The 12,020-nt window shown below is 67.0% G+C and carries 13 protein-coding genes; 5 read left to right on the top strand and 8 right to left on the bottom strand.

The window, feature by feature from the left end:
- Positions 1-133 precede the first annotated feature (133 nt).
- Entirely contained in the window at positions 134-676 is a 543-nt protein-coding gene (locus MC380_RS11360) for a HupB (RefSeq protein ID WP_242164806.1), read from the bottom strand.
- A gap of 135 nt (positions 677-811) precedes the next feature.
- On the opposite strand from MC380_RS11360, the gene MC380_RS11355 reads away from it, so the two are divergent.
- Entirely contained in the window at positions 812-1,192 is a 381-nt protein-coding gene (locus tag MC380_RS11355; protein ID WP_242103132.1) for a PadR family transcriptional regulator, read from the top strand.
- Positions 1,189-2,124 (top strand): sensor domain-containing protein, encoded by a 936-nt coding sequence (locus tag MC380_RS11350; protein WP_242164804.1) that lies wholly within the window; start codon positions 1,189-1,191, stop codon positions 2,122-2,124. Before MC380_RS11355 ends, MC380_RS11350 begins: the two co-directional genes overlap by 4 nt.
- A gap of 39 nt (positions 2,125-2,163) precedes the next feature.
- Here the strand turns inward: MC380_RS11350 and phaZ are convergent, their stop codons facing one another.
- Entirely contained in the window at positions 2,164-3,465 is a 1,302-nt protein-coding gene (gene phaZ, locus MC380_RS11345; protein ID WP_242103134.1) for a polyhydroxyalkanoate depolymerase, read from the bottom strand.
- Positions 3,466-3,553: 88 nt separating this feature from the next.
- On the opposite strand from phaZ, the gene MC380_RS11340 reads away from it, so the two are divergent.
- On the top strand, positions 3,554-3,928 hold the full coding sequence (locus MC380_RS11340; RefSeq protein ID WP_242103135.1) for a TfoX/Sxy family protein: 375 nt from the start codon (positions 3,554-3,556) through the stop codon (positions 3,926-3,928).
- A 143-nt stretch (positions 3,929-4,071) separates the two neighbouring features.
- Here MC380_RS11340 and MC380_RS11335 read toward each other — a convergent pair whose 3' ends face one another.
- From MC380_RS11335 to ygiD, 3 genes are read right to left on the bottom strand one after another with little or no spacing between them, the layout of a single operon-like run.
- Complete coding sequence (locus MC380_RS11335; protein WP_242164802.1) at positions 4,072-4,488, bottom strand: GFA family protein; 417 nt, start codon at positions 4,486-4,488, stop codon at positions 4,072-4,074.
- On the bottom strand, positions 4,485-5,108 hold the full coding sequence (locus tag MC380_RS11330; RefSeq protein ID WP_242164800.1) for a class I SAM-dependent methyltransferase: 624 nt from the start codon (positions 5,106-5,108) through the stop codon (positions 4,485-4,487). Before MC380_RS11330 ends, MC380_RS11335 begins: the two co-directional genes overlap by 4 nt.
- Positions 5,109-5,114: 6 nt before the next feature.
- Entirely contained in the window at positions 5,115-5,888 is a 774-nt protein-coding gene (gene ygiD, locus MC380_RS11325) for a 4,5-DOPA dioxygenase extradiol (protein ID WP_242164798.1), read from the bottom strand.
- Positions 5,889-5,944: 56 nt separating this feature from the next.
- On the opposite strand from ygiD, the gene MC380_RS11320 reads away from it, so the two are divergent.
- Positions 5,945-6,382 carry a CopD family protein gene (locus tag MC380_RS11320; RefSeq protein ID WP_242164795.1) on the top strand — a complete coding sequence of 146 codons (438 nt, stop codon included), beginning with the start codon at positions 5,945-5,947 and terminating at the stop codon, positions 6,380-6,382.
- Here the strand turns inward: MC380_RS11320 and MC380_RS11315 are convergent.
- The 3 genes from MC380_RS11315 to MC380_RS11305 form a co-directional block, all read right to left on the bottom strand.
- Entirely contained in the window at positions 6,379-7,644 is a 1,266-nt protein-coding gene (locus MC380_RS11315) for a patatin-like phospholipase family protein (protein WP_242164794.1), read from the bottom strand. The genes MC380_RS11320 and MC380_RS11315 overlap by 4 nt on opposite strands.
- A 9-nt stretch (positions 7,645-7,653) precedes the next feature.
- Positions 7,654-8,442 carry a 3-hydroxybutyrate dehydrogenase gene (locus MC380_RS11310; RefSeq protein ID WP_242103140.1) on the bottom strand — a complete coding sequence of 263 codons (789 nt, stop codon included), beginning with the start codon at positions 8,440-8,442 and terminating at the stop codon, positions 7,654-7,656.
- Between the two features lie 243 nt (positions 8,443-8,685).
- Entirely contained in the window at positions 8,686-10,377 is a 1,692-nt protein-coding gene (locus tag MC380_RS11305) for an alkaline phosphatase (protein ID WP_242164792.1), read from the bottom strand.
- A 283-nt stretch (positions 10,378-10,660) separates the two neighbouring features.
- Here MC380_RS11305 and MC380_RS11300 point away from each other — a divergent pair, with 283 nt between their 5' ends.
- Complete coding sequence (locus MC380_RS11300) at positions 10,661-11,998, top strand: dicarboxylate/amino acid:cation symporter (RefSeq protein ID WP_242164790.1); 1,338 nt, start codon at positions 10,661-10,663, stop codon at positions 11,996-11,998.
- Positions 11,999-12,020: the final 22 nt, after the last annotated feature.

Raw genomic sequence — 12,020 nt, 5'->3', positions numbered from 1 at the left:
GGTACTTGTGCCCACGGCTGCAGGTTTTCCAGCCGTTGTTGGTTGCCGTCTTCTTGCCGGTTGCTACCTGCCTGTTGGTCATCTGCGTCCTCTCCTGCCTGCCAGGGCAAGGCGCGGAACACAATCGCGGGGTCTAACCGGTCCGCTTCCTGGCCGGCGACTTGCGCGCAGTTGTCTTCGTTGCCTTGCGCGTCGCTTTCTTGGTCGCCCTGCGCGCGGTTTTCTTTGCAGGCGACTTGCGGGTGGATTTCTTCGCGGCCTTGCGCGTCGCCTTCCTGGTGGTCTTGCGTGCGGCCTTCCTGGCTGGCGCTTTGCGCGTGGCCTTCTTTGCGACTTTCTTCTTCGCGACCTTCCTGGTGGATTTGCGCGCGGTGCTCTTCTTTGCCGTTTTCTTCGCCGCGGTCTTCTTGCGCCCGTATGGCTTACCGGCCTTCTTCGCCGTACGCGTCTTCGCGGCCTTCTTGGCGCTTTTGCTGGCCGCTTTCTTGGTCGCGGCCTTGGAGCGTCCGCGGCCCGAACCCGACTTCTTGCCGCCGCCGGTCTGCTTGTTGACGGTGGCCCAGGCGCGTGCTTCGGCCTCGTCGTCGGAGATCCCTTCGCGCTTGTAGCCCTCTTCGATGTGTTCGGCCTGGCGCTTCTGCTTGTCGGTATAGGCGGATTTGTCGCCGCGTGGCATGGCTTGACTCCGTGCGGGATTCCGAACCTAGCGCGGGCCCTGTGGGCAGGACGGCAAGACAGGGTGACTAGTGGCATATTCACTATATCGAACTGAGTAGTAATATTCCCTCCAACCTAGCTTTGGGCCTGCGCCATGGCCGAGTCCGACAACCACCTCAGGAAATTCCAGAAGGAGCTCAGCGCCGGCACCGTGTCCCTGGTGCTGCTGGCGGTGGTGGCGGGGGCGCGTGAGCCCATGTACGGCTACCAGATCGCCAAGCGTCTGGAGCAGGTGGGCGAAGGCGTGCTGGCCGGCAAGCAGAGCGCGCTGTATCCCGTGCTGCGTAACCTGGAGGGCGCCGCGCTGCTGGACAGCTTCGTCGAGCCCTCCACAAGCGGTCCGCCGCGCCGCTACTACCGCATCACGCCGATCGGTCGCATCGCCCTGGGTGAGTGGGCGGCGGCCTGGCGTGCCACCCGTGACTCCGTCGATTCGGTCCTGAACGACCTCCTCCCGCAGGGGACTTCCGCATGAACGCTTCGCTTCCGCGCTCCATTCCCGATTACCTCGATCGCTTGCGCGAGGCGCTGGCCGGCGCGGACCCCGCCCTGGTCCAGGACGCGCTCTACGACGCCGAGGAATACCTGCGCTCGGAACTGGCCGAGAACCCGGGCAAGTCCCAGGCCGAGGTCATCGCCGCGGTCGCGTCGAGCTACGGCGCGCCGGATGAGGTCGCCGACATCTATCGCGATACCGAGGTGAAGGTGCAGACCGCGCTGCGGCCGCCGGCGCCGCCGCGGCGCAAGTCCGCACTCGGGCGCTTCTTCGGCGTGGTCGCGGATCCGCGCACCTACGCGTCGCTGTTCTACATGGTGCTGGCGCTGGCCACCGGCATCTTCTATTTCGTGTGGGTGGTGACCGGCCTGTCGCTTTCGCTCGGCCTGTCGATCACGATCATCGGCATCCCGCTGCTGATCCTGTTCTTCGGATCGGTCCGGATCCTGTCGCTGGTCGAGGGCCGGTTGGTGGAAGTCATGCTCGGCGAGCGCATGCCGCGCAGGCCGCTGTATGCCGATCGCAGCCTGCCGCTGATGGAACGCATCAAGGAGCTGTTCACCGATCCGCGCATGTGGAGCACGATGCTGTACTTCGTGCTGATGCTGCCGCTGGGGATCTTCTACTTCACCCTGGCGACGGTGCTGATCGTGACGTCGCTGGCCTCGATCGCCGCGCCGGTGCTGGTGTGGACCGGGTTCGCCGACGTGGGCATGAGCGTGGACGGATGGACCCTGATCAATCTCCAGAACGACGTGCTGTACACGAACGTGCCCTACTGGGGCTTGCCGGTGCTGTTCGTCGGTGGATTCGTGCTGCTGTTCGTGACCCTGCATGTGGCCCGCGGCATCGGCAGGCTGCACGGATCGCTGGCCAAGCGTCTGCTGGTGAAGTCGGCGCAAACCGCCTGACCTGGATCAAGGGTCGTGAGGAAGAGCCGTAGCGCCGGCCTAAGGCTTTCTGCGCGTTGTCGCCTTGCGCTTCGACCCTCTGGCCGGAGCGGCGGGCGCTGAATGCCGGGCGATGAAGGACTGCACCTGCGGATAGACCTGGGTGCGCCAGCGTCGGCCGCTGAAGATGCCGTAGTGCCCGGCGCCGGGCACGGTCAGATGCTCGCGCTCCTTCGCGGCGACGCCGGTGCACAGGGCGTGCGCGGCGCGGGTCTGGCCTTCACCGGAAATGTCGTCCAGCTCGCCTTCGATGGTCATCAGCGCGGTGCGCGTGATCTTCGCCGGGTCGACGCGCTCGCCGCGCACTGTCCACAGCCCGCGCGGCAACAGGTGTTCCTGGAAGACCACGCGGACGGTATCGAGGTAGTACTCCGCAGGCATGTCGAGCACCGCGTTGTATTCGTCGTAGAAGCGGCGGTGCGAATCGGCGTCGTCCAGGTCGCCCTTGACTAGGTCCTGGTAGAAATCCCAGTGCGACTGGAAATGGCGCTCGGGATTCATCGCCATGAAGCCAGCATGCTGCAGGAATCCCGGATAGACGCGTCGGCCGCGTCCGGGATAGTTGGCCGAGACGGTGTGGATGACATTGGTCTCGAACCACCACAGCGGCTTCTGCGTGGCCAGGTTGTTCACCGCCGTGGGCGACTCGCGGGTGTCGATCGGGCCGCCCATCATCACCAGCGAACGCGGCGTGGTCTCGCCGCGCGCGGCCATCAGCGACACCGCGGCCAGCACCGGTACCGTGGGCTGGCACACGCTGATCACATGCAGGTTGTCTGCGCCGATATGGCGGATGAATTCCTCGATGTACGCGACGTAGTCGTCGAGGGTGAACGCGCCATGCTCCTTGGCCACCATGCGCGCATCGACCCAGTCGGTGATGTAGACCTTGTGGTCGCGCAGCAGGGTGCGCACGGTGTCGCGCAGCAGGGTCGCGTGGTGACCAGACAGCGGTGCCACCACCAGCACGCTCGGGTCGGACTTCAGGTCGTGGACACCGTCGGCTTCGTCGCTGAAGCGCTTGAAGCGCAACAGCCGGCAGAACGGCTTCGCCAGTACTTGACGCTCGACCACCGGGTATTCGCGGCCGCCGGATTCGACCTGGTGGATGTCAAACTTCGGCTTCTCGTAGTCCTTGCCCAGCCGGTAGAACAGCTCGTATCCGGCGGCCAGGCGCTGCGCGCCCGGCACCGACGACAACCAGCTGCCCGGTGCCGAAAACGTGCGCGAGCCGGCCTCTGCCCAGAAGGTGGCCGGTGCCATCCAGGCGCGCAGGAGTTCATGGTACTGATACAGGAACATGGGAGGTCCGGGCTGATGCTGCACCGCAGCATACCGGATCGCCTTGTCTGACGTGTAAACGCTCCCGGCCCGCGCGTATGGTGGGTCAATGGCCACGGACACCTCTGAAATCGATCATCTGCTCGAGCTGCTCGAGCCCTTTGGCCCCCTGACCGCACGGCGGATGTTCGGCGGCTGGGGCGTCTACGCCGACGGGCCGATGGTTGCGATCGTGATCGACGGCGAGCTGCTGTTGAAGACCGATCCGGCAACGCGCGCCGTGTTCGAGCAGGCCGGATGCCGGCCGTTCGTCTATCGCACCAAGGGGCGCGAAGTGCCGATGAGCTACTGGTCGGTGCCAGAGGCCGCGCTCGATTCCGCCGAAGCGATGCAGCCGTGGGCGCGCCTGGCGCTGGAAGCGGCGGTGCGCGCGGCGACTGCGAAGCCCGCGCGCAGTCGGACGCGGAAGCGCGGCGGAACCTGAGCCGAAGATGCCTGTGGGAGCGGCCTGTGGGAGCGGCCTTGGCCGCGACTGCCCTTGATTCGTCCCGTCTCACGATTAGCCGGGGGCAACGATCAACTGCAATCGCGGCCAGGCCCGTTCCCAGAGGATTTGCGGCGAGCGGGTCAGCCGGGCTCTTGCGGAAACTGACGCGCGCCATCCGGAATCACCACGCCCGGAAGCTTGCTTCGCGTCCAGATATGGATGGCCTCAGACAGATCGACCGCCTCGTCCAGCGAACCGCCCTTGATGTTGAGCGTCGCCGTCGCACCGCGTCGCTGGTGCCACAGACGGGTACCGCAGTGGGGGCAGAACCAGCAGTCGAGCGTATGTCCGCTTGCGGTGGGACGTGACCACAGCCTCGGCTCCCCTCGCTTCAGCAACAGCGCCGCTTGTGGTACCTGCACGGAAATCCCGAACGCCGAGGCCGACTGCCTGCGGCATTCGGTGCAGTGACACACGAAGATCGCCAGCGGCCGGGCATGCAGCGCGTAGCGGATCGCTCCGCACTGGCAGCCGCCCTGCGCCACGGGATCGGTCACCGCCGCGTCCGCCGCTTGCGCTCGGCCGTCGCGGATGTTTCCAGCTCGGTCGCGGTATTGGCCAGCGCAGGCGAAAGCCAGCAATGCGAGCCGAGCTGGCGAAAGCCGAGCGACTCGAATCGCATCCGGTAGAACGCCGCGCTGCGCGCGTGGAACTCGTGTTCATCGCCTTCGGCCGCATCCTTCGCGGTGAAGGTCTCCAGGAAGGCCACGCCAGCGCATAGTTCGGCCAGCCCCGGCAGCCCGCGATCGAGCTCGCGCGTCGGCAGGTAGTGCAACACGTCGCTGCACACCAGCAGGTCGACCGGCGGGCACGGGCGCAGCAGCGCGAATTCGCCGAATGAGGCCAGGTGCAGGTTGCGGCTGCGCCCGTAACGCGCAACCGCATACTCGCTGCCGTCGAAGCCCAGGTAGCGCGCCCGCGGACGCAGCTTCAGCAGCGGCGCACGCCAGGGACCTTCGCCGCATCCGATATCCAGCACGCTGCGGATCGGGCGTTCGAGGTGGTACTCGGCCGTGGCCACCGCCAGGGCCACCTTGCGCGCCAGCCGCTGGCTTCCGCCGATCCCGCCGTCGCGGTACCAGCGCTGGAAGTACTGTGCGTCATAGGTCTTGTGCATTGGCGCTCACGCCACATCGATCAGCAGCGAGGTCATCGACAGCGTGCTCGCCACGTCGTCGTTGAACACGGTGACCTTGTCGCCGGCGCGACCGTTGGCGAGCGCGTACAGCAGCGGGATGTAGTGCTCGGGCGTGGGGATCGCCTGTTGCGCGTCCGTCAGGCTCGGCCAGTCCATCAGGGCCCGGTGGTTGCCATCGCGCAGCAGCGCGTTGACCTGGTCGCGGAACCGCACTGCCCACGCCGCGCCCCCCGCTGCGCGCGGATCGTACAAACGCAGGTTGTGCACGATGTTGCCGCTGCACAGGATCAATACGCCTTCATCGCGCAGCGCACCCAGGCGCCGCGCCACGGCGTAATGCCAGGCGCCGTCGCGACGGGTGTCGATGCCCAGCTGCACGACCGGAATATCGGCCTCGGGAAACATCGGCACCAGCACGCTCCAGACGCCGTGGTCGAGGCCGCGTTCCGGGTCGATGCCGGCTTCCGCCCCCAGCAGTTCCACGACACGACGGGCCAGCGCGGGATCGCCCGGCGCCGGATAGCGCACGTCGAACAGCGCCTGCGGGAAACCGTAGAAGTCGTGGATGGTGGCGGGCGACGCACTTCCGGTGACCTGCGGACCTGCGGTTTCCCAGTGCGCGGACACGCACAGGATCGCGCGCGGCCGCGGCAGCGCGGCGCCGACCAGCCGCCATGCATCCGACCAGGCGTTGTGTTCGATCGTGTTCATCGGCGATCCATGGCCGACGAACAGCACCGGCATCGTGCGTGCGGTCATTGCAGGTCCCTCGTGCGGGGCGTCATGCTAGCGCGATTCCCACGAAGGATGCCCGCATGCAGGCCTACCTCTGGACCAAGACCGCACACCTGGTGTTCGTGATCGCATGGATGTCGACGGTGTTCTACCTGCCGCGCATCCTGGTGAACTTGGCCGAAGTGAACCAGGCCGAAGCCGGCGACGTGCCAGCCGTGCGCGATCGCCTTTTGCTGATGGGGCGGCGCCTGTACCGGTTCGGCCACATCATGTTCGGGCTGGCCTTCGTGCCGGGGCTGGCGCTGTGGCTGCACTTCGATATCGCCGGCGGCTGGCTGCACGTCAAGCTGGTTTTCGTAGCGCTGCTGCTGGCCCACTACACGCTTGCGGGCCGGTGGCTGAAGGGGGTGCAGGCAGGCAGGCCGTTGCCTTCATCGAAGGCGTTGCGCTGGTTCAACGAAGTGCCGGTGCTGTTGCTGGTGGTGGTGGTGTACCTGGTGCTGGCAAAGCCGTTCTAGCTGGGCGCCTGTGCCATGCGGTGCACGTCGTGCACCGCGAACCCCTTGTCGCGGTCGGGCAGGGCGAAGAATTGCGGATGCGCCAGGGTGAGGCGGGTGTCGTGTTGTCCGGCCTGCCAGTGCGCCTGCATCGCGATCCGGCCGAAGGCGTAATCCTTGAACGGCTCCTCGTGCGGCTTGGCCTGGTAGATCAGGTGCACGATGTTGAGCACGCGATCGTCCAGCCACGGTGCGAACGCTTCGACGAGGTCGTCCGGCAGCCTGCCGTCCGGCAGGCGCCCGATCAGGTCGGTCAGCGCGGTGCGCAGCTCCTGGGTGCGGGTGGCGTGGGTCGTCGCATGGCGGGTACGACTCGAGTACTGGATGTCCTTGATGCGTTCGAGCACGTCCATCATCGTCTTCGGACGCGGTCCGCGCGCGCTCCACAGGTCGACCTGCAGTGCCAGGGTGTCCTGTCGCGCGCACTGCTCGAACAGGTATTCGAGCGGGGTGTTCGACACCAGCCCGCCATCCCAGTAAGCGCGGCCTTCGATCTCGACCGGCGGAAATGCCGGCGGCAGCGCGCCCGAGGCCATCACGTGCTCGGGTCCGATGCGGCTGCTGTGGCTGTCGAAGTAGCGCACGTTGCCGGTGGCGATCTCGACCGTGCCGATGCTCAGGCGGACTGCGCCGTCGCCGTTGATGCGGTCGAAGTCGACCAGGCGCTCCAGGGTTGCGCGTAGCGGCGCCGGATCGTAGAAGCTCGTGGCGTGCGCGCTGCCGTCGGCCAGGATGAATGGCGACACCGCGCGCGGCTGGAAGAAGCCGCGCTGGCCCTGCCATAGCGCGGCGAGCGCGCTGAGCGAAGCTGCGCCGGCTTCCAGTTCCGGGGTCTGGGGGAGTGCGGCGAAGGCGCCGCGCAGGGCGCTGGCTGGCCACGACAGGGCGCCGCCCGGTTCGCACACCGTCTCCCAGAATTCGCGCAGGCGTGCGATACGCGCATCGGGCGGATTGCCGGCAATGAGCGCGGCGTTGATCGCGCCGATCGAGGTGCCGGCCAGCCAGTTGGGCCGCAACCCGGCTTCGTGCAGGCCCTCGTACACGCCGCACTGGTAGGCACCGAGCGCGCCGCCGCCCTGCAGCACCAGTGCGACGACCGGATACTGCGCGACCAGCTCCGGTAGCGATGTACGCGGAGCCTGCGTCCTGCCTTCAGGTCGGGTCCTGGCCTGCCGCTTGCTGCTCGAAGGCATCGCTTCCTCGACCATGTCGGTCGCCGGCACGGCGCCCGCCTACTGCATGTACCAGCCGTGGCTGACCACAAGACTCTGTCCGGTCAGCGCATTGGTCTCGAAGGCAGCAAGCGTAAGGGCGAGGTTGGCGACGTCGTCGACGGTGGTGAACTCGCCGTCCACGGTGTCCTTCAGCATCACGTTCCTGACGACTTCTTCCTCGCTGATGCCGAATTCCCTGGCCTGCTCGGGGATCTGCTTCTCGACCAGCGGCGTGCGCACGAAGCCGGGGCAGATCACGTTGGCGCGGATCCCATGCTCGCCGCCTTCCTTGGCCACGGTGCGGCACAGGCCCAGCAGGCCATGCTTGGCGGTGACATAGGGCGCCTTCAGCTTCGAGGCCAGGTGCGAGTGCACCGAGCCCATGTAGATGATCGCGCCGCCTTCGCCGCGGGCGAGCATGTCCTTCATGCATTCGCGCGTGGTCAGGAAGGCGCCGTCGAGATGGATCGCCAGCATCTTCTTCCAGTCGGCGAAGCTGAAGTCGGTGACCTTGTTGACGATCTGGATGCCGGCGTTCGATACCAGCACGTCCACCTGGCCATAGGTGGCGACCGCCCTGGCGATGCCGTCCACGACCTGCTGCTCGTTGCTGACGTCCATCGCCACCGCCAGCGCCTCGTGGCCGGCGTCACGCAGCTCCTGCGCGGCGGCCTCGGCGGCATCGAGCTTGAGATCGGCGATCACCACCTTGCCACCGGCTTGCGCATAGACCTCGGCGATGCGCTTGCCGATACCGCTGGCGGCGCCGGTGACGACGCAGACTTTACCGTTGAGTCGGGTGTTCATGAGTACGAATCCTCAGGTGACGTGAGCACGATAAGCGAGGAAGGCAGGCAAGGCGATGTCCTTTCGTCCAATGAGACCAGGCTCTTGCAGGAGCGCCTCCCAGGCGCCACCGGCTCAGGCGGGATCCGTGCAATCCGCGATCAACGTTCCGCGTGCCAGGCTGGCGACGATCAAGCGATGGTGCGTACGATCCCGCGCGCCGCGGGTCGCGCCTGAGATAGAGAGGCGCTCCCGAACGGAATTTCACCGCTCCGGTGCGAAGTCCGCGATATCCGGCAACTCCACCGGCACCCCATCGGCATTGCACAGCCCGGCATCACATGCACGCTGGCGCAGCCGCGGCGTGGCCTGCAGCAGGATGTGGAAGATCGCGTTCTGCTCCACGCTGCCGCGCACCGCGTCGCTGCCCGGACCGCGTGCCCAGATGCCGACATCGTCGCCGCCATGGGTTTCGCTGGGCAGCGGGATGGCCGCTTCCTGCATGTAGTCCGGATCCTCGGTATCCACGTGCTGCAGTTCCGGCCGGCTGTCCGCCGGCTGGAAACCGGTACCGGTGTGGAGATACCGTTTCGGCCCCGCAGGCTGCGCACTGCTGGCGCCAGCATATCCGGGGCCATTGGCGTAGCCGAGCGTGGTGTACGGCAGGCCGATCGCGTCGGTGACTAGGTCGCCGCCCTCGTCCTCGCCGCTGCTCCCGCGCACCTTGCCCAGGATCGGATTGCCGCGTTTGGGATAACCGGCGAAGGTCAGCGTGTGGGCGTGGTCGGCAGTGACCAGGATCAGGGTGTCTTCTGTCGAGGTCGCCTCGTCGGCGGCCCGCACCGCATCGCTCATCGCCACTGTGTCGGTCAGCGCACGGTATGCATTGCCGTAGTGGTGTGCGTGGTCGATGCGCCCGCCTTCCACCAGCAGGACGTAACCGTTGGGATTGCGCGACAGGCGCGCGATCGCGGCCCGGGTCATCTCCGCCAGGGACGGCTCGCCCGCCTGATCGCGCGCACGGTCGTGTTCGAACTGCATGTGGTCGGGCTCGAACAGGGCGAGCAGGGGCTTGTCGGGCGCTGCGGCTTCGAATTGCTGGCGGTTCCATGCATACACGGCACCTGGGTGGCGCTGCCGCCACTCGGCGATCAGGTCGCGCCCGTCGAGGCGCTCGCCAACCTTGTCGTCGTATTCCGGATCGCGCTGCGACACCGGCATGAAGTTCTTGCGTCCGCCGCCCATCAGCACATCGAATCCGCGCGCATACGGTGTTTCCACGAGTTGGCGCGCGATGTCGACGCAGCCGTCCGCGCGCGCTTCGGGGGGAAGATCCACGTCCTTCTCCCAGTTGCGTTCGGCCGAGTGGGTGAAGGTGGCGGCCGGGGTGGCATGGGTCACCCGCGCGGTGGTGACCACGCCGGTCGCCATGCCGCCGGTCGAGGCCAGTTCCCACAATGTCAGCATCGGTGCGGCCAGCGCGCCCTTGCAGTCCTTGCGCACCGCGCCCTGGCCGATGCTCAGCACGCCCGCGCGCGTTTTTACGCCGGTGGCGATGGCGCTCATGGTGCCCGCCGAATCGGGCGTCTGCGCATCGGTGTTGTAGGTCTTGCTCAGGCCGGTCTCAGGAAAGACTTCCCATGCCAGACGGTTGTTCTCGCCCGGCCCACCCTTGCGCTGGCCCTCGAAGATGCGTGCCGCGGCGACCGTGGTCAGGCTCATGCCGTCGCCGAGGAACACGATGAGGTTCTTCGCCCGCCCGCGCATCGCGCCGCGTCCGGCGGCCTGCGCGGCGCCGTCGCGGAACCACCAGGCGGCGGATTCGCCTTCAGGATGCGTGATCGCGGGTACCTCCACGTGCACGGTGCCCGCGGTGGAAGTGGAATCATGCAAGTCGGGGGAGGTGGCGCAGGCACTGCACAAGGTGGCGAGGCAGGCGATCGACAGCAGGCGCATGGAGCGTTCCGTGGGGATACCGGGCGATTATGGCGGACGGGCACTGCGGAAGCGTGACATTGGCTCGTGGCCGGCGCCTTGCGTTGCCGTGTCTTCCTGCGTCCTCCTCGTCGCACTCGAGGCGATGATCGATTCCCCTTGATCCGCAGGGCCGCGTTAGCCAGGGCTTCCAGCCATCGGCTCGCGCAGTGCCGGCTCACGGAACACTGATTTTCCCATCGCGGCCTGCGAGCGGGCGCCTGCTGCGTTATCGTCGGCGTTTCCGTATCCGCAGGCGGGTCCGATGTTCCAGTGGTGGTTCCGTATCCGATTCTGGAAGCGCGTGCTGGCCGGCTTCGCCCTGGGCGCGCTCGCGGGCTGGCTCATGGGCCCCGCGGCCGAGACCTGGTTCGGGCCGCTGGGCGACCTGTACGTGACCCTGATCAAGATGATCGCGATCCCGCTGGTGTTCTTCGCGGTGATCAATGCGATCGCCTCGCTGCATGGGCAGAAGTCGATCGCGGCGCTGGGCGGGCGCACCTTCGCCTGGTTCGCGCTGACCGCGGTGCTGGCGGTTGGCGTAGGCCTGGCGGTGGGGACGGTGATGCAGCCGGGCATCGGTGTCGGCACGCTGCAGGTCGATCCCACCTACGTGCCGCGCGATGTTCCAAGCCCGGTCAGGGTGCTGCTGGACGTGGTGCCGTCCAATCCGTTCTATGCGCTCGCCGGCATCGGCACCAGGACCAATGCCGCGGGTGAAACCGTACTGGCTGCGGGACGCGGATCGATCCTGCCGGTGATCTTCTTCGCCGCGCTGCTCGGCTTCGCCATGGTCAAGCTGGGCGAACGCGTGGCCGGCGCACGCAAACTGGTCAGCGAGATGAGCGAGGTCATGATCCAGGTGACGCGCTTCGTGCTCGAAGTCACGCCGATCGGCACGTTCGGCCTGATCGCCGCCCTGGTCGGCGCCTACGGCTTCGACAAACTGCTACCGCTGGGCAAGTTCGTCATCGCGCTGTACGTGGCCTGCGCGATCATGATCGTGGTGGTGTACAGCGCGCTGCTGCTGGTGCACGGGCTGAACCCGCTCAAGTTCTTTCGCGGCGCCGCGCCGGGCATGCAGGTGGCGTTCGTGAGCTCGTCGAGCTTCGCCTCGATCCCGGCGGCGATGCGCTCGATCACCCATAACCTCGGGGTCGAGAAGAACTATGCAAGCTTCGCCGTGCCGCTGGGCGCCAGCATCAAGATGGACGGCTGCGGCGCGATCTATCCGGCCCTGTGCGCGCTGTTCATCTCGCAGTACACCGGCATGCCGCTGAGCGCGGACCAGTATTTCATCGTCATGCTCGCCTCGGTGCTGGGCAGCTTCGGCACCGCCGGCGTGCCCGGCACGGCGGTGATCATGGCCACGGTGGTGCTCAGCGCCGCGGGACTGCCCCTGGAAACCATCGGCTATCTCTACGCCATCGACCGCGTGCTGGACATGATGCGGACCATGACCAATGTCACCGGCCAGATGCTGGTGCCGGTACTCGTGGCCAGGGAAACCGGCCTGCTCGACAGGCAGGTGTACGAAGCGGCATCGAGTAACGTCGGGATGGTCGAAGGCGAGGTCGCCGAGTCCGGCCGCGAGGCGGCATGAACACGGGTCGAACGCTTTCCGG

It is taken from the genome of Lysobacter sp. M15 (genome assembly GCF_022662515.1).
In the GTDB taxonomy this organism is placed as follows: domain Bacteria; phylum Pseudomonadota; class Gammaproteobacteria; order Xanthomonadales; family Xanthomonadaceae; genus JAKPBU01.
Note: the sequence above shows the minus strand (reverse complement) of the source record. Positions and strands in the feature narration are given on the sequence as shown.

Coding starts and splice junctions, on each gene's coding strand:
- MC380_RS11310 (WP_242103140.1), bottom strand. CDS start 8,442: ATGAACACCCGACTCAACGGTAAAGTCTGCGTCGTCACCGGCGCCGCC.
- MC380_RS11360 (WP_242164806.1), bottom strand. CDS start 676: ATGCCACGCGGCGACAAATCCGCCTATACCGACAAGCAGAAGCGCCAG.
- ygiD (WP_242164798.1), bottom strand. CDS start 5,888: ATGACCGCACGCACGATGCCGGTGCTGTTCGTCGGCCATGGATCGCCG.
- MC380_RS11355 (WP_242103132.1), top strand. CDS start 812: ATGGCCGAGTCCGACAACCACCTCAGGAAATTCCAGAAGGAGCTCAGC.
- phaZ (WP_242103134.1), bottom strand. CDS start 3,465: ATGTTCCTGTATCAGTACCATGAACTCCTGCGCGCCTGGATGGCACCG.
- MC380_RS11340 (WP_242103135.1), top strand. CDS start 3,554: ATGGCCACGGACACCTCTGAAATCGATCATCTGCTCGAGCTGCTCGAG.
- MC380_RS11320 (WP_242164795.1), top strand. CDS start 5,945: ATGCAGGCCTACCTCTGGACCAAGACCGCACACCTGGTGTTCGTGATC.
- MC380_RS11300 (WP_242164790.1), top strand. CDS start 10,661: ATGTTCCAGTGGTGGTTCCGTATCCGATTCTGGAAGCGCGTGCTGGCC.
- MC380_RS11350 (WP_242164804.1), top strand. CDS start 1,189: ATGAACGCTTCGCTTCCGCGCTCCATTCCCGATTACCTCGATCGCTTG.
- MC380_RS11330 (WP_242164800.1), bottom strand. CDS start 5,108: ATGCACAAGACCTATGACGCACAGTACTTCCAGCGCTGGTACCGCGAC.
- MC380_RS11305 (WP_242164792.1), bottom strand. CDS start 10,377: ATGCGCCTGCTGTCGATCGCCTGCCTCGCCACCTTGTGCAGTGCCTGC.